The following is a 17,157-nucleotide window of genomic DNA, read 5'->3' on the forward strand; positions in this document are numbered from 1 at the left end:
ACGATCTCCTGGCACTCTGTTGAGATGGGCATGAACACAGATATTCACATTCAATCCAAAAAAACCGGTAAAAAATGTGTGAGGGATCCCCGCCTCATGGTCTCTTGAGAGTCACGACAGGTCAGGGAAGGATTCTGATATTGTTTAGCTGCCAATCCGCCACAAGGGGCGTCCCTTCGGGGGTGGCGGCATTCATCGTACATGAAACGGGTAATGCTCTTCTCACCTTACTGTAGAGTTCCCTCGTACTTCATCATCCCGCGATCTCCGTCCACGGCAACACATGTCCCGTTCCTGAGCCGGTTGAGCGGGATATCCGGTCGGTCGATCATCGGGATATTCCCGATAATCGCCCCGGTTGCGATAATGGGTTCCGCCTCGGTATTCACGATGGCCACAGGAGCATGACCGTTCCGGGCGAGGGCATACAGCACGTACGAGCCGACAGTCGATCCCTTGCCGTACGGGAACGCGAGCACGGTACCGGCAACCGAAGTACCCTCAAGCGGGTGGCCCTTCTCCACAATAACCCCCGTCTCGGGATCAACCCCGGAAAGAAACGATATCGGGGCAGGACTCACGAGCAGCCTGCCCGATCCTCTGCCCCTTGAAATGCTGCGACCGGTAATTATCAAAATCACACCACATAAATGGTTGAAGATGCAGATATATGAGTAATATGGAAGAGACCTCGGTCGATAACGCGGCACCTCAGAGTCAGAGCGAACTCAAATACCAGATCCAGCTTAACGAACTTGAGGCGGCGCTCCTTGAACAGAAGGTCAGAGCCGAAGATCTCCAGAAAGAAAATGCACAGCTGAAAAGGGAGAACAACCAGCTCAAGCGCATGCCGCTCTTTGTGGCAGTTGTTGTAGATATTCTGGAGAACAACGAGATCTATCTCCGCCAGCAGGGAAACAACCAGGAGTACCTCACCCATGCATCCGATGAGATCCGTCCGCTGATAAAACCCGGCACGAAAGTTGCCGTCAATAACGCGCTCTCGATCGTCAAGGTGATCGGAAACGTGTACGATTCCCGTGTCCGGGTGATGGAACTGGAGGAGTCCCCCGACATCTCCTATTCGCAGATCGGTGGCCTCACCGATGAGATCAAGGAAGTGCGGGAAGCCGTGGAGTACCCGCTCACAAAACCCGAGATCTTCAAGCGCATCGGCGTCGAGCCTCCGAAGGGCATCCTTCTCTATGGCTCGCCCGGTACCGGAAAAACCCTGATCGCAAAGGCGGTCGCCCACGAGGCCAAGGCTACCTTTATCCGCATGTCAGGCAGCGAGCTTGTGCACAAGTTCATCGGCGAAGGGGCGGGGCTTGTCCGGGAGCTCTTCACACTCGCCCGGGAACGGGCGCCGGCGATCGTCTTTATCGACGAGATCGATGCGGTCGGCAGTATGAGGACAAACGACGGGACGAGCGGCAGTGCCGAGGTCCAGCGCACGCTCATGCAGCTCCTCGCTGAGATGGACGGCTTTGACAACCGGGGGGATATCCGGATCATGGCAGCGACGAACCGGGTGGACATGCTCGACCCGGCTCTTCTGAGGCCCGGCCGGTTCGACCGGTTGATCAAGATCCCGCTGCCCGATCAGGCAGCAAGGCTGGAGATCCTAAAGATTCACACCAAAAAAATGCATCTCGCTAATGTGAGCCTCGATGTTATCGCGACCATGACCGAAGCCACTACCGGGGCAGAACTCCAGGCAATCTGCCGCGAGGCGGGGATGATGGCCGTGCGCCGGGACGCACCATCTGTAGAGATGCTGGATTTCATCAGTGCCGTGCGCAAGGTCAAGACCGACATGATGACCGATACCCGGATGTATACCTGATCCAAGGGGGCGATCAGCAGGAATACCGGAGCGCCCAGATGAATATTCTGTTGATCCAGCGGGAAGGCATCGATCTCCACCACACCCTTTTTGCATCCGAGACCAGCCGTCTCGCACTCCGTTTTTACCACCCGAAAAAGATCCCCTCCGGCGTGTATATTTCGGTCGCCATGCTCGGAAGCGCCCTCTCGCTTGTGTCTGAACTGCGCTGGTACATCCGGCGCTATGTGAGAGAGACCCTTTTTGAAGTTGAAAACGGGATCTTCTGCACGCAGACCCTCGCGCAGGATGTCTACTATGAGCGCACGGCGATACTCGAAAAACCGTGGGCGTTCCGCCGGCTCTATGGTTTTTCCCGTGGAAGACTAACACGCCGGATCGTGATGTCCCCGGGGTCAACCGCACAGGACTATTCACAGGATCTCCCCGGCACCGACACTACAATCGAAGTCTGGTGCACGGAAGACGAGGTAGAGGATATCGGGGAGCCGATTCCGTTAGAGGACGCGGGGGAGATACCCGATGCCGGGACCGATGGGGATCAATAACCCACGATTCAGGCATTTACCCGACAGATTCCAGTTGAGTAAACATCCGGAACAGGTTTACTGTCCCTTTTTCGTGTGAACAAGAAAACACAATCGTAATTAAAAAAAGTGATGCCGGGATACCGGTTACTGCTTTTTGGTGAGGTTATCCAGTTTTATCGTGAATGTAAGGTTCTCACCGGCCATGCGGTTGTTAGCGTCAAAGGTAACGGTCTTCGGCGTGACATTGAGGATTTTTATGGTGCTATAGGTATTTGCTGTTTTGTAGTGGACGGTGTAAAGCTGTCCTACAACGAAGGTGGTGTTTTCAATTGGGCCGGTACGATTGATAGTCTGGACGAGTCCCGGGTCATATGCACCATAGGCCTTGGTGTAGGGGATAGTCACCGTTTTTATCTGGTTTACCGACATTCCGGTCACCGCTTCATCAAAACCGGGTATGACACTTGAATTACCCAAGGTAAACGTAATGGGCTGCGTGCTGTTCATGTTTGAGTCAAACACGGTGCCGTTATCAAACGCCCCGGTGTAATACACAGATACCGTATCCCCTTTTGTCGCAACCGACGCGGTGAGATAGACAAATGCACACGCCGCAGCAACGATTATGACAACCGCCACACCGATGGTGATTAGGAGGTTCCGCTGTTTCTCCCGCTTCCCGTTATCTGGGATGGCATCCTTCAATTTTAAGGTTTTTCCTTTCTCATCCCCCGGGGTGTTTTCCGGCGTGTCCTTTTTCTCCACCACAGACCCGGTGTTTTCTTCCGTGGTTTTTGGAGAGTCTTCTGGTGTCTTTGGATCACTCATAATGTTCCACTTCGATTACATCCTGATTCCGTATATTTTCGCGTTGTATGGGAAAAAGTTCGCGGTCACTGGGATGTGTATCCCACTTTGACAGACAACACGCCAACGATATCGGTCTAAAAAAACATGCACCTGATCTGCCTAAAAATTGTTAAAAAAATACAGAGGATATTATCGTTGATCGTAACGATCCCGCCGGTCGCATGGACTGTATGTGGATCTTACGCAAACATCCTGCCTTCCACATCGGGAACACCACGGTTGAAATCGAGACGGATTTTATCGATCGCAGCAAGAAAGTCCTCGCGGGTGATCGCGGATCTCTCGTTCCTGATGGCAAACATCCCGGCCTCCATGCAGATCGCCCGGAGATCGGCGCCGTTCTTCCCGTCGGTCAAGCCCGCAATTTCTGAAAGAATTACCGATTCGTCCATCGTGAGGGCCCGGGTGTGGACCTTTAAGATGGACAGCCGGCCCTCTTCATCCGGCAACGGGATCTCGATGATCCGGTCGAACCTGCCGGGCCGGAGCAGCGCCTTATCAAGAATATCGATCCGGTTTGTAGCCCCGATGATCTTCACATCGCCCCGGTTCTCAAAGCCATCCATGCCGGCCAGGAGCTGCATGAGGGTACGCTGCACCTCGCGATCGCCGGAGGTATTTGCCTCGGTCCGTGAGGCGCCCACCGCATCGATCTCATCGATAAAGATGATGGTCGGCGACTTCTTCTTTGCGAGGTCAAAAAGCTCGCGGACAAGGCGTGCACCCTCGCCGATATATTTCTGGACAAGCTCGCTTCCGACCACCCGCATAAAATGGGCATTTGTTTCGTGGGCGACCGCTTTTGCAAGCAGGGTCTTGCCTGTCCCGGGCGGCCCGTGGAGCAGCACACCCTTGGGGGGTTCGATCCCGATACGGGTGAAAAGTTCCGGGCGTTTGAGCGGGAGTTCGACGGCCTCGCGGATCTCGTTTATCTGCTCTTTTAAGCCCCCGATGTCTGAATAACTCTCCTGGGGTGAGTCCACGAGTTCCATGCCATAAACCTGGGCGTCAAAAGAACTTGGCAGCAGTTCGACAATCGCAAGCGACTGCTGGTTGAGCGTGCAGCGTGCCCCGGCCTTTAAGTCCTCGGGATTAATACTCGGTGAAGTTCTCACCAGAAACCTCGGCCCGGCGCTGCTCCTGACAATGACCCGGGATGAATCGATCACGTCAACGACGGTCCCGATGATCAACGGCGGACTCCGGAGCTGTTCACTCTCGCTCTTGAGCTTCCTGACCTCCCGTTCGTACCGGATCTTCTGGGTCTCGATATAACGCTTATCCGCTTCGATCTGCCGGAGCTGCTCGCGGAGTTCGAGATTGCGTGACTCGAGATTGCTCACCCGATCGAGCATCTGGGTCTCGATCTCGTGCTTGTCGTTCTCAATCTGCTGGAGCTGGTCACGCAGCTGCTCACTGAGCGTGCGATACAGTCTGCATAACTCTTCCGGGCTCTGCGGTTCGGCTGTATCGCGGAGAATATCGCCCATACGTTCCTCAAATAGGTATATAGGGAAATCTGCATATAAAGTGTTTGTGAGATTATGCAGTGCGAAATGTGTGGAGAAACGATTCGCGGTACCCCGAAGCTGATCCGTGTGGAGGGTGCGGAGCTTCAGGTCTGCAGCCGGTGCGGGAAGTTCGGCACTGAGGTGCAGCAGCCCCGGCGTACTGACGTGCAGCGGCCGGCTGCCCGGCCCGCTCAGGGGGCCCGGGCCCCGCCTATGACGGTTCCCGCACAGCGGAAACGGGATATGTTCGATTATATGGAGGGCGATATCGTAGAGGATTATGCGGAGCGGATCAGGAACGCCCGCATGGAAAAGGGACTCTCCCAGAAAGACCTCGCCCTGCAGATGATGGAGCGGGAGCTGCTCATAAAAAAGATCGAAAAAGGAGAGCTGATTCCGGAAGAGGATGTCAGGAAAAAGCTCGAAAAGCTGCTCGGTATCAAGCTCGTCGACATCCTGACAAGCGATGAGGAAAAGAAGACTCAGGCCAAGATCACCCAGACGCTGGGAGACCTGACCGTAATCCGCAAAGCAAAGAAATAACGGCAGGTTTTTTACCGCACCCTTTTTTTCAAGAGACACTACTATCACTGCAGTGTGGGGGATATTTCCCGGATGGCAGGCACTCTTCTGAACGGTGGACGCACATTCCCCCGGAACCGCTTTTCCACTTATTTCCTGAAATACGGCCCGAAGGTATCTTCGCCCCAGACACTGTTTTTATATTCTCTACCACATACACCTTCCTTGGTATCAACAAAATACCAGGAAACCTATGATGTCAACGGTTGAAGAGAACATGCGTCTCATGCAGACGCTGGACGATGCCTGGAATGCACAGGACTGGGTAACGTTTGATAAACGCCATGCAGCAGAGGTCGATGTATTCTGGCCCGGGCAGCCGCAGCCAACGCACAGCCGCCATTCTCACCGGGAAGAGGCGATTGCCTTCTTCAAGATATTCCCGGACAACAGGGTCGGGAACCGGCCGTACAAGATCTTCTTCGGCCAAGGTGACTATACGTGTTCGGTTGCCGAATTCACCGGCACTTTCAAGGGCCCGATGACAACTCCTGACGGAAAAGTCATCCCGCCCAATGGGAAGAAGTTCAACGTCGAGTTCTGTACCGTCGCCCACTGGAAGAAGGGGGAGATCGTCGAGGAGAAACTTTTCTACGATAAGATCTCCCTGATGCAGCAGATTGGCCTGATGTGAGAACAACGGTAGTTCAAGAGCGGACCGGTTTCACGCTGGTTTCATGCCGTAAATCAAGGACGTTATCTGACCATGACAGAACAAACACAAAAATCCCAGAAACCAAAGAACGATCCCATGAAGATCACCGTCACTAAAAACGGCCCCTATATTGTGACCGGGGGTGTCCCGCTCATACAGGAGGAGATCTGCAACGATGACGAGGGTTACTGCCGGACCTGGCGGAAAGTAAAGGGGTTTCCCGTCCAGGAGACCTATGCCCTCTGCCGGTGCGGCCACTCGCAGAACAAGCCGTTCTGTGACGGGACGCATGCGAAGATTGTTTTCAACGGTACCGAGACTGCCGGAAACGAACCATACCTCCGGCACCCAAGGATCATCCGGGGCCCGGAACTGGAACTGCTTGATTACGAAAATCTCTGCGTCCATGCCCGGTTCTGCATGCGGGCCGGCGGGATCTGGAACCTTACAAAACAGTCGGATATCCCGGAAGCCCGTGACACGGCAATAGAGGAGGCCTGCAACTGCCCGTCCGGCCGGCTCGTCATCAAGGATCAGGAGACCGGCAAAGCTATCGAACCGGCACTGGAGAAATCCATTGTCATCATCGAGTATCCCGCAAAAGGCGAGCACGGGCCGCTCTGGGTACGCGGAGGAATACCGGTCGTGTCCGCTGACGGCAAACCGTATACGGTCAGGAACCGGCTCACCCTCTGCCGGTGCGGGAAGTCGGGCAACAAGCCGTTCTGCGACGGGAGCCATGTACAGCGTTAATGCGGCAATGACCGGAGGAGTTTAGTAAGACTATGAAATTCGTTGATGTAGCAGGAGTTGACGACATACCGCCCGGGAAGACCCGGCATGTCGAGGCTGAGGGCATCGAGATCGTTCTCGCTAACGTGGCCGGTAAGATCTACGCGGTGAGCGAGCGGTGCGGCCACATGAACGCCCCGCTTTCGAAAGGAACGCTCTATGACCACATCATCACCTGCCCACTCCACCACGCAACGTTCGATGTCCGGACGGGAAAGATGATCACCGGCATGGTCGAGCACTCTCTGCCGGATCTGGACAAAGCCCCGAAGGAGACACAAGAAGAGTACAAAGCCATCGGGATGCTGGCGAAAGGGATCAGAATCCATGACCTGCAGTCGTTCCCGGTGAAGGTCGGGGGAAAACGCATTTATGTAAAGGTGTAATGGATCACCGTGGGGGAACTGTTGCAGCACCGGGCAGGGACGCGAGGAGAGAGGGATGAATCCACAAAAAACGCAACGGGACCATCCGGATAATTCAGGAATATGGAGGAATGAGAAATGACAATTATAAAAGACGGTAAACTGGAACTGCTCACCGACAAAAACAGCGCACTCGTGCTCGTGGACTACCAGCCCGCGATGTTTGCCGGTGTCGCATCGGGGGACAAAGCGCTTATCCGGACAGCGGTGACCTGTGCGGCAAAAGCGGCACGGATCCTCGGTGTCCCGGTCGTGCTCTCGGCCATCGGCCCTCAGAGGAACGGAGAGTTTATAGCGGATATTGCGAGCATATTCCCCGGCCAGGAGGTGTTTGCCCGGGCGACGCCAAGCTTCGATGCATTTGAAGACGGGCCGACCTATGCGGCATTCAAAAAGACCGGCCGGAAAAAAGTGGTCGTCTCGGGGCTCTGGACGAGCATGTGCTTTGCCTACACCGCACTCCATGCGATCCGGGACGGTTACGAGGTGTACGGGCTGATGGACGCTGGAGGAGACTCGACAACTGCCGCCCACAAGTTCGGCATAAAACGGATGCTCCAGGCTGGAGTTATCCCCATCACGGTTGAGTCGCTCGTGTCGGAATGGATGCACGACTGGGGCAACCCGAAATCCGGGGAACTCGTAAAGGAAGTGTACTCGAAATACGGCGCACAGATCGGGCTTGGGATGCCGTAAAGCAGAGCTACGGATCAGGCAGTTGCGGGTAGAATCGCACCTTTGAGAGTGTGTAAAAAAAACTTTCTGTCACAAACGCATGAGTATAGAGGTGGACGGGCATTTTTTAATGGTCATACGAGGTCTCCCGTTGATCCCTACTCCCCGTTAAGGCTGATCTACGAGGACCACCTCCGCTCCCCGGGAACCGGAAAATTATAAAGGGTTTTATTTCTTCACGACAAGCGTATGCGCATCCTTATCGATTTTGTAGGATTTCGGGCGTTCGAGCAGGTCGAGCGCATTGATCTTCATGTCGATGAGTTCGGAGTAATTGAACGATTCATATGTCTTTTCGCCTTTCTCTTCCCAGAAAACGACAATCCCGTTCTCCATCTTCCTGCTGCTGACAACATCGTGCATATAATCCGATCCGGAATGGGAGATAATGAAGGTTCCTGCATGTCGGAACTTGGGAAATTTGATGTCTTCCCACATGTGCGTGAGGGCCCGTACTTTTTCCGCGATCTTTACCAATGTTGCCGGACGTGCTTTGGAGTAAAACGGCTTTATCACCCATAACAACAATGTAAAGTCTACAAGAAATCACCGGTAAATCCAGCCGTCAGGATTTTATCAATGTCACGTGGAAGCGGATCATCTGTTATACCAATCGCAGTATTCCTCGCAATACTTCTCATTGTACTACCGGTCAGTGCCGACCATATCACAAGATATCAGACAACCGTTACCACTACACAGACCCACGTTACCACATCACCGACAGCCGTTGTTACTACGATACAACCGACCGTATCCGCCACGGAGACCATAACAACCGGCAGCGTGAATGTGTACTCTTCCCCGACCGGCGCCAGTATCCTTATCGATGGCCTCTATAGCGGGACAACCCCAAAAACCGTAAACGCAGTGGCAGCGGGAAACCATATTCTACGGCTGGAGTTGAGCGGGTACTATGATTACGAGGGCTCGATCTATGTCGTGGCAGGACAGACGGCAGAGGGATACGGCACGCTCCAGCCCATGAATCAGGTCACGTCTGCGATGCCGATACCGACCGTGACCATTCCGGTGATCGCCCTTGTTGTCACGGCCACCCCCCAACCCACGCAGGATACGGGCCTTCTCGGAAACACGAGTGTTCTCGTTGCCATAATTGGTTCTATTACCGTCCTGATCGTATCAGGGGTTTCGCTTTTTATCCACCTCACGCCTCCCAAGAAAGAGTAACGGGTTTCGCGTGTCGGGGCCATAATGACCATGCGACCTTGAGGCAGGGCATCGGTTCCCGGTCCGGATATTTTCCGGAATCCTCAGCTCGCGACCCGGTCTTTTTTTGAGAATGTTCAGCTGCCAGGCCGCTCTTTTTCCGGGTGAGAGGTACCTTCTGCTGGACCGGCACATGGGGGGAGGGTGACCCCCTCTTAAAAAAAAGAGGGAGGGCACCGCTACGGGAAATTTCTCTCAAAAATCTAGCGATGCCGGATGGGCGGATGCCTGTTTAAAGAGGCAGGGAAATACAGATACCTTACCCCACCGAAGGTAAGATGTATGAGCCAGTACCAGATTGCCGTTATCGTCGGAAGCCTCCGGAAGGATTCGCTCAATCGGAAACTTGCCGATGCCATCGTGAAGCTTGCGCCGCCGGAATTTTCCTTCCGCCGTGTGGAGATCGGCGACCTGCCGCTGTATAACCAGGACGATGATGAGCACCCGGCTTCGGCGGTCGTAAGGATGAAAAACGAGATCAGGGCAGCCAATGGCCTCCTGTTCGTATCCCCGGAATACAACCGTTCGATCCCGGGTTTACTCAAGAACGCCCTCGACCACGGCTCCCGCCCGACCGGCCAGAGCGTGTGGGCGGGAAAATCGGCAGGGATCATCGGGGTCTCCACCGGTGCCATTGGCACGGCCATGGCCCAGCAGCACTTACGAAACGTTCTCTCCTACCTGGATGTCGCCGTGCTCCGCCAGCCCGAGGCATACCTCCAGATGAGGGAGGGCATGTTTGACGACGCAGGAAACATCGGGGCCGGGAGCAGGGCCCACCTGCAGAACTGGATGGACCACTACGGTGCATGGATAAAAAAGAACGTGGGGTGAGGGAACGGCTGCAGGAAAAAGAGACTGAGATCCCATATCAGGAATCTCCTAAAATATCGCTTACTTTTTTGGCCCGACGGGATTGTTCGTTTCGGCTTTTGCCTTTTTTTCTTCAGGTTTTGCCTTGCTCATGTCGGCCTTTGCCTTTTCCATATCTGCCTTCGCTTTCTCCACTTCGACTTTCGCCCGGGCGAGTATGTCGTCAAAGGACTTCTGGACCTGAACCGTCGTCTCTTTCACGGTCTTCTCGATATGCTTCTTGCCCTCGTCCGTTGCCACGAGATCGTGGGTGACCTTTGCAAGATCGTCCATCGCAGAGAGAACCGATTTGGTTGCGGCGGCAAGGCGGATATCGATTGAAATCTCTTCTTTTGCGGGGGCTGCAACGGGTTCGTCCACCCAGAGCCCCTTCTCGTAGTGTCCTTTCTTTTCGGTCATAATCAATCACCGTATATCTGGCTGATCACGTTTTCACGATGATACTAGAAAAGGTTTCACACGGTGGGAAGGCATCTTCCCGGGTTCAGCTTTCTTTATCTTCAGGCCCGTTCACGTAGCAGAACGGGTCCTCAGCAGTGACGTCCCCGCTCGTGGCCCAGGCCCGCACCCGGCACCCCCCACCGCAGAGGGAAAGGTACGTGCAGGAGCCGCACTTCCCGCCAACTGTGGCAGGCCGGGTACGGAACCGCGAGAGCACCGGGTTGTCCGCATCGTTCCAGAGAAGAGAGAACGGCCGGTCCCGGATGTTTCCCACGAGAAACTCCGGCGCCCGGGCAAACTGGCAGGGGTACACGTTCCCACGTGGATCCACGTTTGCCACACGGTCGCCGGCGCTGCACCCCCCGTTAAACGAAGAAAGGAGCTCCCGGGCCTCGGCAAGGTCCGGTGAGCGGTCGCGCTCCATGGAGCGGATCAGGTGGATGCAGTCCTGCGGTGCATCGACGGTTAAAAATTCCATTTGGTCCGGCGGGATCTTCTGCGCAGCCCGGTACAGGAGCGAAAGGGCCTGCGTAACATCCCCGGCGCCCAGCTGGAGCCGGGAATAAGCATCGCTCCCCCGCCCGCAGGGCACCAGCCAGTACAGGCAGAACCGCGACGCTCCGAGTTCCCGGGAGAGCTGCACAAGTGACCCGAGTTCCTCCAGGTTCTCTTTTGTCAGCGTTACCCGCACGCCGCACCGGACCCCGGCCTTTCTGCACCGGGAAAAGGCGGTAGTTGCCCGGGCAAATGCTCCCGTCGTGTTCCGGAACCGGTCATGGGTTTGTGCGGTTGCCCCGTCAAGCGAGATCCCTGCGTACTCGATCCCGCAGGCCTTGATCTTTCCTGCAACCTCATCGGTGATGAGCGTACCGTTCGTGCTGAGCGCGGTCTTGATCCCCGCCTCCCGGCAGTGGTCCGCAAGCTGCCAGATATCGGGGCGGACAAGCGGCTCCCCGCCGGTGAAGATGACAAGCGGGATGCCGGCTGCGGCAAGAGCGTCGATAAACGCGAGCGCTTCAGTGGTGGAAAGTTCTCCTTGTGTCGGGCTGTCCGGGGCCGAGCGGCTGTAGCAGTGGGTGCAGGAAAGGTTGCAGCGGTCGGTGAGGTTCCAGAAGACAACCGGCCTTCTCATCCCGGAAAACGCGAGGTACCGGGCCGGCATATCGCCGTGCCGGTGCTTCATCACGGCGCTGACGGTTCCCTTCCCGTGCAGGCACTGGGTGATACGGTTCATGATCCCCTCCCGTTCTCTTTGATCCGGACATGGGGGACCCTTTTAAATTCCTCGGTGCTGAAAAGGACAAGATAGTCCGAAAGGCCGGCCGCCTCTGCTATTTTATTGACTTCCCCCCCAACCGCTTCACGGGAGCGCCCGTGGTGGACAGTATAGAGGGAATACTCCCACCGGCCTGGCACGGGACGGCGCTCGTAGCAATGGGTAACAGACGTAAACGAGGCAAGGACAGCCCCGGTCTTTTCGGCCGGCTTCCCGTTGCAGCGCCAGGCCACAAGGGCATTTGCGGAGATGCCCACCTGCCGCTGGTTGATCCGGGCACGGAACCGCCGGATCACGCCGGCCTCCTGAAGTTTTTGTGCCCGCACCAGCACCTCGTCACCGGTAAGGCCGAGACTTTTCCCGATCTCCGTAAACGGTTCGGGGAGAAGCGGGAGCCCCTCTTCAAGGGCGGCAAGGATCCTAACGTCAGTCTGGTCCATTATGGGGTCTCCTTTGTACCCGGCAGGAGCGGGAACCGAACATCGATCTTGATCTTTTTTACCGTGGGCAGGTCGAGGGATTCGTCCCGGGAAAAACCGGTCCGAGCAAGGATCTCCGAAAGGATCTTTTCAAGGGTTTCCTCGCTCTCTGCCGAGAGCGTAAACCAGAGCGAGTAATGGTGGTCCCGCCGGAAATTATGCGATACCTCCGGGTACCGGCTGATCAGGTCCGCCACCCCGCGGATCCTTTCCGCTGGGACCGGGAGGGCAACGAGCGTTGCTGCGGTAATACCGAGCGCCCGGGACTCGATAATGGGTGAGATCCCGCGGATCACACTCTTCTCATACAGGTGCCTGAGCCGTTCAAGCAGGAGCGGTTCCGGGATTCCGAGGCGGGCGGCTATTGCTTCCCATGGCCGGGCCACGAGGGGGATGTCCTGCTGGAGAGCGTCAAGGATCCGGAGATCGAGCGTGTCTGTTGCGGTGTTGTCGTTCATGCGCTGCCTCCCGGTTCGTACGGGCACCACGGGTCTTCTGCGCAGAGCTCGCCCGCGATTGTTGTGGGTTTTTCGAGGCCGTCGCACCAGCGGGACGAGAATGCCTCCACCCCCCGGTAGGCCCGGGCCCGGCACCCGCCGCAGATGGATTTGTACTCGCACCGCCCGCATTTCCCGGTGAGCCGGCCCGGGTCGCGCAGTGCCTTGAAGATCAACGATTCGTTCCAGATCCGGTCAAAGGGAATTTCCCTGACATTGCCTGCGCTGACCGGCAGGTACGGGCAGGGGGTCACGTCGCCGTTTGCATAGATGCGGCAGTACCTTGTCCCGGCAATGCAGCCCCGGCCCCAGCCTTGTTTTTCTATCCCAAGATCTGCGGCTATCCTCCGGAACTGCGGGGCGCAGGTGGGGCGGAGGTTTATATCGCTCTCGTGGTACTTCAGGAGCACCTGCCGGATCACGTCCTCGTACTCGCGGGGATTTTCCGGGCCGGTCCCTTCGGCCCTCCCGGTTGGGATGGGAAAAAAGACCTGGTAGTCATGCACGCCGAGACTCTTCCCAAGTGCCACCACGGATTCAATCTCTCCTGCCGATGGGCGCATCGCGGTCATGTTGACCTGGACGCCGATCCCTTCCTCCATGCAGTTTTTGATTGCCGCAACCGCCCGCTCCCATGCGCCGCTCACGCCCCGAAACAAGTCATGCACGGCCGGGTTGGCTGAGTCAAGGCTGATAGCCGCTGCCCGGATCCCTGCCTCTTTGAGCCGGGCTGCCATGGGACGGTCGAGGAAGTACCCGCTTGTCCCCATCACCATCCGCAGGCCCCTGTCGGTTCCGTACCGGGCAATCGTGCAGAGATCATCACGCATCAGGGGCTCACCTCCCGATAGCACGACCACCGGTGTCCCAGTTGCCCGGATCCGGTCGATGACTGCGAGCGCCTCATCTGTGGAGAGCACTCCTGCGGCCTCCTCAGTACCAGCATCCACGTAACAGTGGGCACACGCGAGAGGACACATGAGCGTGAGGTTCCACGAGATAATACGCGGTGCTTCTCTTGTTGTATTCACTGCTTCAACCCTTTTGCCACACCCTGCCCCCGTTGCCTGTTACCTTTTTTTAGCGTGCACTTACCGGCGAGCGAGATCGAAGCGGTCAAGGTTCATCACTTTAGCCCATACCGCCACAAAGTCCAAGACAAACTTTTCCTCTGCGTCAGCGCTTGCGTACACCTCGGTGAGGGCCCGGAGCTGGGCGTTTGAGCCAAAGATGAGATCGACCCGCGTGCCGGTCCATTTTGTCTTTCCCGTCTTCCTGTCGCTGCCCTCGAACACGTCAGCCTCGTTTGAGACCGGCTTCCATTCCGTGCCCATGTCGAGGAGGTTCGTGAAGAAGTCATTTGTGAGCGCCCCGGGGCGGCTGGTAAATACCCCGTGCTTTGTCTGCCCGAAGTTGGCACCAAGGACACGCAGGCCCCCGAGAAGTACCGTCATCTCCGGTGCGGAGAGCGTGAGCAGCTGCGCCTTGTCCACGAGCAGCTCCTCGGCCGATACGGCATAACGGGCCTTCTGGTAGTTGCGGAAGCCGTCGGCCTTTGGTTCGAGCACGGCAAAGGAGTTCACATCGGTCTGCTCCTGTGAGGCGTCCATGCGCCCCGGCGTGAAGGGAACCGTCACCTTGTGATCGGCATCCTTTGCTGCCTGCTCGACACCCGCACACCCGGCAAGGACGATGAGATCTGCAAGCGAGACCTTCCTGCCGCCGGCAGCAGTCTTGTTAAACTCATCTCTGATACCTTCGAGAACCTTGAGCACTTTTGCAAGCCGGGCCGGCTCATTGACCTCCCAGTCCTTCTGGGGGCGAAGGCGGATGCGGGCGCCGTTTGCACCGCCGCGTTTGTCAGAGCCGCGGAAGGTGGAGGCCGACGCCCATGCGGTTGAGACCAGTTCCGGTATGGAGAGCCCTGACGCGAGGATCTTCTTCCTGAGGGAAGTGATCTCTTTTACCCCGATCAGTTTGTGGCTGACCGCCGGGATGGGGTCCTGCCAGATGAGCTCTTCTTTTGGAACCTCGGGGCCGAGGTAACGGGTGCGCGGGCCCATGTCCCTGTGGGTCAGCTTGAACCATGCCCGGGCAAATGCATTCTGGAATTCGTCCGGGTGCTCATAGAAGTGCCGCGAAATCTTTTCGTACACAGGATCGAACCGCAGGGAAAGGTCAGTGGTGAGCATGGTCGGCCCACGGCGCTTTTTCGTGTCGTGGGCATCCGGGATCGTGCCGGCGCCTGCATCGCCCTTGGGCTTCCACTGGTACGCACCGGCCGGGCTTTTGGTGAGTTCCCATTCGTAGCTGAACAGGATCCGGAAGAAGTTGTTGCTCCACTTTACCGGTGTGGAAGTCCAGGTGACCTCAAGGCCGCTTGAGATTGTATCATCGCCTTTCCCTATGCCAAAGCTGCTCTTCCAGCCAAGGCCCTGCTGCTCGATAGGGGCGGCTTCGGGCTCGGGCCCCACATGGGATGCCGGCCCTGCGCCGTGCGTCTTCCCAAACGAATGGCCGCCGGCAATGAGCGCAACGGTCTCCTCGTCATTCATGGCCATGCGGGCAAATGTCTCGCGGATGTCTTTTGCCGCCGCAACCGGGTCCGGCTTGCCATTGGGCCCCTCGGGGTTGACGTAGATAAGCCCCATCTGCACGGCAGCGAGCGGGTTTTCAAGATTCCTGTCACCGGAATAGCGTTTGTCGCCCAGCCACGTGTTCTCGGAACCCCAGTACACGTCCTCTTCTGGCTCCCAGGCATCCACACGACCGCCGGCAAAACCGAATGTCTTAAAGCCCATCGATTCAAGCGCGACATTACCGGCAAGGATCATGAGGTCGGCCCAGGAAATCTTCCTGCCATACTTCTTTTTTATCGGCCAGAGCAGCCGGCGCGCCTTGTCGAGGTTCACATTGTCGGGCCAGCTGTTTAACGGGGGGAAGCGCTGCTGGCCGGAACCGGCGCCGCCGCGGCCGTCAAGGGTGCGGTACGTGCCGGCACTGTGCCATGCCATGCGGATAAAGAGGGGGCCGTAGTGGCCAAAGTCCGCCGGCCACCATTCCTTCGAATCGGTCATAAGCGCCCGCAGGTCCGCCTTTACGGCCGCGAGATCGAGCTTTTTGAACTCCTCTGCATAGTTGAACTCTTCTCCCATCGGGTTTGACCGGGGAGAGTGCCTAGAAAGAACCCTGAGGTTTACCTGGTTTGGCCACCAGTCCCGGTTGGACTGGCCATGTCCGGTCACCTGTCTGTTTCCTTCGCCCATTGTCGGGCTCTTGTTGTCATCAGTCATAGTGTCTTCTCCTCCTGTATGTACTAAGAATATCGCCAACTGGCGGGTTTTCTGGTATCCGGTACATTGGAATGCACAAATATCAACTTTAGTGTTGTGCCAGTTGCAGGGCCGGATGTCCCGTCGGGTTATTGGCAAACGGCCATACCCGCATTCAGCCGGATCCACGTCCGATTACCCGGATCCCAAAGATACCGGCCGCCAAAAGAGTTCTGTCAGGTATCTTATCTATCCCGTGTGAAAATGCCCCCGGAACTGTGGATAAGTGCCCATTTTGACCGAATCAGTGCGTCCCGGGGAAAAATGCGGGGGAATCGGGTGAGGATACGTGCCCGGATTGGGGTAGGTCTGATCAGGTGGTAGAGGCTTCCGCCGCACCCGTCAGGAAGCCCCAGCGGCGGATCAATTACCGGAAAATCTCACACGCCTTTCCGAACCAGCCGGATCCCGAGCGCGTACGCTTTTTTGCAGTCCTTCGGGAACTGCTCGTCCCGGTGTTTTTTCTTCTCTTCCGGGTCAAAGCGCGTGGAGACATATTTAGAGTAATCATCGAACTGGAGCGTGTCGGTGACAAACATCGACTCGCACGACCCGAAGATCCGTGCCATCGCCATCTCGGTCAGTTGGGCATTCCGGTCAAAGCCCATCTCACGGACCATCTCCTCATTTGCCCCGGCCGTGTAGATGAACCCGGTCCGGATCTTCTTTTTAAAGAGCGTAGACCGCTCTTTGTCGTACACCGAATACGGGTACATCAGCCGTTCGAGGAAGCACCGGGTCTCGCCGGTTGTGATCGCGTAGTAGATGGGCGAGCCGATGAGGATTGCATCCGCTGCCTCGACTTTTTTTAAGACCGGCCGAAGATCGTCTTTCATGGCACAGTGCCCGTAACTCTTGCTCCCGATTCTCTTGCAGGCAAAGCAGCTGGTGCAGCCCTTGTAGTCCAGGTCGTAGAGATGGATGAGTTCGGTCTTTGCCCCATTGCCTTTGGCGCCTTTGAGCGCATGTTCAAGAAGTGTCGCGGTGTTCCACTTTTTTCTCGGGCTCCCGTTGAACGCGATGAGTTTCATATGTGTGTGTCAGTGGTTTTGGGATAAAAATGGGTGGGGGGTGACCCCCTCT

The 17,157-nt window shown here is 56.7% G+C and carries 20 protein-coding genes; 9 read left to right on the forward strand and 11 right to left on the reverse strand.

Annotation, left to right across the window (positions count from 1 at the left end):
* Positions 1-227: 227 nt before the first annotated feature.
* Complete coding sequence (locus tag QZN75_RS02035; protein ID WP_292424137.1) at positions 228-635, reverse strand: DUF126 domain-containing protein; 408 nt, start codon at positions 633-635, stop codon at positions 228-230.
* A gap of 35 nt (positions 636-670) precedes the next feature.
* On the opposite strand from QZN75_RS02035, the gene QZN75_RS02040 reads away from it, so the two are divergent.
* Positions 671-1,846 (forward strand): proteasome-activating nucleotidase, encoded by a 1,176-nt coding sequence (locus QZN75_RS02040; protein WP_394339485.1) that lies wholly within the window; start codon positions 671-673, stop codon positions 1,844-1,846.
* A gap of 38 nt (positions 1,847-1,884) precedes the next feature.
* Positions 1,885-2,394, forward strand: a complete 510-nt coding sequence (locus QZN75_RS02045; RefSeq protein ID WP_292424096.1) for a DUF5804 family protein — start codon at positions 1,885-1,887, stop codon at positions 2,392-2,394.
* A 126-nt stretch (positions 2,395-2,520) separates the two neighbouring features.
* Here QZN75_RS02045 and QZN75_RS02050 read toward each other — a convergent pair whose 3' ends face one another.
* Positions 2,521-3,204: a peptidylprolyl isomerase gene (locus tag QZN75_RS02050; protein ID WP_292424101.1), complete on the reverse strand. Its 684-nt coding sequence runs from the start codon at positions 3,202-3,204 to the stop codon at positions 2,521-2,523.
* 221 nt (positions 3,205-3,425) lie between these two features.
* On the reverse strand, positions 3,426-4,601 hold the full coding sequence (locus QZN75_RS02055; protein ID WP_292424141.1) for a proteasome-activating nucleotidase: 1,176 nt from the start codon (positions 4,599-4,601) through the stop codon (positions 3,426-3,428).
* 201 nt (positions 4,602-4,802) lie between these two features.
* On the opposite strand from QZN75_RS02055, the gene QZN75_RS02060 reads away from it, so the two are divergent.
* The 5 genes from QZN75_RS02060 (at position 4,803) to QZN75_RS02080 (ending at position 7,907) form a co-directional block, all read left to right on the forward strand.
* The gene (locus QZN75_RS02060) at positions 4,803-5,300 is read left to right on the forward strand and encodes a multiprotein bridging factor aMBF1 (RefSeq protein WP_366652787.1); all 498 of its coding nucleotides are present in this window, start codon (positions 4,803-4,805) and stop codon (positions 5,298-5,300) included.
* Positions 5,301-5,532: 232 nt separating this feature from the next.
* Entirely contained in the window at positions 5,533-5,973 is a 441-nt protein-coding gene (locus QZN75_RS02065) for an ester cyclase (RefSeq protein WP_292424106.1), read from the forward strand.
* A gap of 72 nt (positions 5,974-6,045) precedes the next feature.
* Positions 6,046-6,747 (forward strand): CDGSH iron-sulfur domain-containing protein, encoded by a 702-nt coding sequence (locus QZN75_RS02070; RefSeq protein ID WP_292424109.1) that lies wholly within the window; start codon positions 6,046-6,048, stop codon positions 6,745-6,747.
* A 32-nt stretch (positions 6,748-6,779) separates the two neighbouring features.
* Positions 6,780-7,172: a Rieske 2Fe-2S domain-containing protein gene (locus QZN75_RS02075; RefSeq protein WP_292424111.1), complete on the forward strand. Its 393-nt coding sequence runs from the start codon at positions 6,780-6,782 to the stop codon at positions 7,170-7,172.
* A 117-nt stretch (positions 7,173-7,289) separates the two neighbouring features.
* Positions 7,290-7,907 (forward strand): isochorismatase family protein, encoded by a 618-nt coding sequence (locus tag QZN75_RS02080; protein WP_292424112.1) that lies wholly within the window; start codon positions 7,290-7,292, stop codon positions 7,905-7,907.
* Between the two features lie 207 nt (positions 7,908-8,114).
* Here QZN75_RS02080 and QZN75_RS02085 read toward each other — a convergent pair whose 3' ends face one another.
* On the reverse strand, positions 8,115-8,423 hold the full coding sequence (locus QZN75_RS02085; RefSeq protein ID WP_292424113.1) for a hypothetical protein: 309 nt from the start codon (positions 8,421-8,423) through the stop codon (positions 8,115-8,117).
* A gap of 102 nt (positions 8,424-8,525) precedes the next feature.
* On the opposite strand from QZN75_RS02085, the gene QZN75_RS02090 reads away from it, so the two are divergent.
* Both QZN75_RS02090 and QZN75_RS02095 read left to right on the forward strand, forming a co-directional pair.
* Positions 8,526-9,137, forward strand: a complete 612-nt coding sequence (locus QZN75_RS02090; protein ID WP_292424115.1) for a PEGA domain-containing protein — start codon at positions 8,526-8,528, stop codon at positions 9,135-9,137.
* Positions 9,138-9,458: 321 nt separating this feature from the next.
* The gene (locus QZN75_RS02095; protein ID WP_292424116.1) at positions 9,459-10,010 is read left to right on the forward strand and encodes an NADPH-dependent FMN reductase; all 552 of its coding nucleotides are present in this window, start codon (positions 9,459-9,461) and stop codon (positions 10,008-10,010) included.
* Between the two features lie 60 nt (positions 10,011-10,070).
* Here QZN75_RS02095 and QZN75_RS02100 read toward each other — a convergent pair whose 3' ends face one another.
* The 7 genes from QZN75_RS02100 to QZN75_RS02130 form a co-directional block, all read right to left on the reverse strand.
* Positions 10,071-10,448 (reverse strand): hypothetical protein, encoded by a 378-nt coding sequence (locus QZN75_RS02100; RefSeq protein WP_292424118.1) that lies wholly within the window; start codon positions 10,446-10,448, stop codon positions 10,071-10,073.
* 85 nt (positions 10,449-10,533) lie between these two features.
* Positions 10,534-11,724 carry a radical SAM/SPASM domain-containing protein gene (locus tag QZN75_RS02105; protein ID WP_292424120.1) on the reverse strand — a complete coding sequence of 397 codons (1,191 nt, stop codon included), beginning with the start codon at positions 11,722-11,724 and terminating at the stop codon, positions 10,534-10,536.
* Positions 11,721-12,206, reverse strand: a complete 486-nt coding sequence (gene ahbB, locus QZN75_RS02110) for a siroheme decarboxylase subunit beta (protein WP_292424122.1) — start codon at positions 12,204-12,206, stop codon at positions 11,721-11,723. Before ahbB ends, QZN75_RS02105 begins: the two co-directional genes overlap by 4 nt.
* The gene (locus tag QZN75_RS02115; protein ID WP_292424124.1) at positions 12,206-12,703 is read right to left on the reverse strand and encodes an Lrp/AsnC family transcriptional regulator; all 498 of its coding nucleotides are present in this window, start codon (positions 12,701-12,703) and stop codon (positions 12,206-12,208) included. Before QZN75_RS02115 ends, ahbB begins: the two co-directional genes overlap by 1 nt.
* A complete protein-coding gene (locus QZN75_RS02120) occupies positions 12,700-13,773 on the reverse strand; it encodes a radical SAM/SPASM domain-containing protein (protein ID WP_292424127.1) in 1,074 nt (357 codons plus the stop codon). Before QZN75_RS02120 ends, QZN75_RS02115 begins: the two co-directional genes overlap by 4 nt.
* A 60-nt stretch (positions 13,774-13,833) precedes the next feature.
* Entirely contained in the window at positions 13,834-16,035 is a 2,202-nt protein-coding gene (katG, locus tag QZN75_RS02125) for a catalase/peroxidase HPI (protein WP_292424130.1), read from the reverse strand.
* A gap of 419 nt (positions 16,036-16,454) precedes the next feature.
* Complete coding sequence (locus tag QZN75_RS02130) at positions 16,455-17,105, reverse strand: flavodoxin family protein (RefSeq protein WP_292424133.1); 651 nt, start codon at positions 17,103-17,105, stop codon at positions 16,455-16,457.
* Positions 17,106-17,157 lie beyond the last annotated feature (52 nt).

The organism is Methanoregula sp. (assembly GCF_003170075.1).
Taxonomy (GTDB): Archaea; Halobacteriota; Methanomicrobia; order Methanomicrobiales; family Methanospirillaceae; genus Methanoregula.

What these genes read in the sequence shown, in the direction of transcription:
- QZN75_RS02040 (WP_394339485.1), top strand. Translation starts at nt 671, where the DNA reads ATGAGTAATATGGAAGAGACCTCGGTCGATAACGCGGCACCTCAGAGT.
- QZN75_RS02045 (WP_292424096.1), top strand. Translation starts at nt 1,885, where the DNA reads ATGAATATTCTGTTGATCCAGCGGGAAGGCATCGATCTCCACCACACC.
- QZN75_RS02050 (WP_292424101.1), bottom strand. Translation starts at nt 3,204, where the DNA reads ATGAGTGATCCAAAGACACCAGAAGACTCTCCAAAAACCACGGAAGAA.
- QZN75_RS02055 (WP_292424141.1), bottom strand. Translation starts at nt 4,601, where the DNA reads ATGCTCGATCGGGTGAGCAATCTCGAGTCACGCAATCTCGAACTCCGC.
- QZN75_RS02060 (WP_366652787.1), top strand. Translation starts at nt 4,803, where the DNA reads ATGTGTGGAGAAACGATTCGCGGTACCCCGAAGCTGATCCGTGTGGAG.
- QZN75_RS02065 (WP_292424106.1), top strand. Translation starts at nt 5,533, where the DNA reads ATGATGTCAACGGTTGAAGAGAACATGCGTCTCATGCAGACGCTGGAC.
- QZN75_RS02070 (WP_292424109.1), top strand. Translation starts at nt 6,046, where the DNA reads ATGACAGAACAAACACAAAAATCCCAGAAACCAAAGAACGATCCCATG.
- QZN75_RS02075 (WP_292424111.1), top strand. Translation starts at nt 6,780, where the DNA reads ATGAAATTCGTTGATGTAGCAGGAGTTGACGACATACCGCCCGGGAAG.
- QZN75_RS02080 (WP_292424112.1), top strand. Translation starts at nt 7,290, where the DNA reads ATGACAATTATAAAAGACGGTAAACTGGAACTGCTCACCGACAAAAAC.
- QZN75_RS02090 (WP_292424115.1), top strand. Translation starts at nt 8,526, where the DNA reads ATGTCACGTGGAAGCGGATCATCTGTTATACCAATCGCAGTATTCCTC.
- QZN75_RS02095 (WP_292424116.1), top strand. Translation starts at nt 9,459, where the DNA reads ATGAGCCAGTACCAGATTGCCGTTATCGTCGGAAGCCTCCGGAAGGAT.
- QZN75_RS02100 (WP_292424118.1), bottom strand. Translation starts at nt 10,448, where the DNA reads ATGACCGAAAAGAAAGGACACTACGAGAAGGGGCTCTGGGTGGACGAA.
- QZN75_RS02105 (WP_292424120.1), bottom strand. Translation starts at nt 11,724, where the DNA reads ATGAACCGTATCACCCAGTGCCTGCACGGGAAGGGAACCGTCAGCGCC.
- ahbB (WP_292424122.1), bottom strand. Translation starts at nt 12,206, where the DNA reads ATGGACCAGACTGACGTTAGGATCCTTGCCGCCCTTGAAGAGGGGCTC.
- QZN75_RS02115 (WP_292424124.1), bottom strand. Translation starts at nt 12,703, where the DNA reads ATGAACGACAACACCGCAACAGACACGCTCGATCTCCGGATCCTTGAC.
- katG (WP_292424130.1), bottom strand. Translation starts at nt 16,035, where the DNA reads ATGACTGATGACAACAAGAGCCCGACAATGGGCGAAGGAAACAGACAG.
- QZN75_RS02130 (WP_292424133.1), bottom strand. Translation starts at nt 17,105, where the DNA reads ATGAAACTCATCGCGTTCAACGGGAGCCCGAGAAAAAAGTGGAACACC.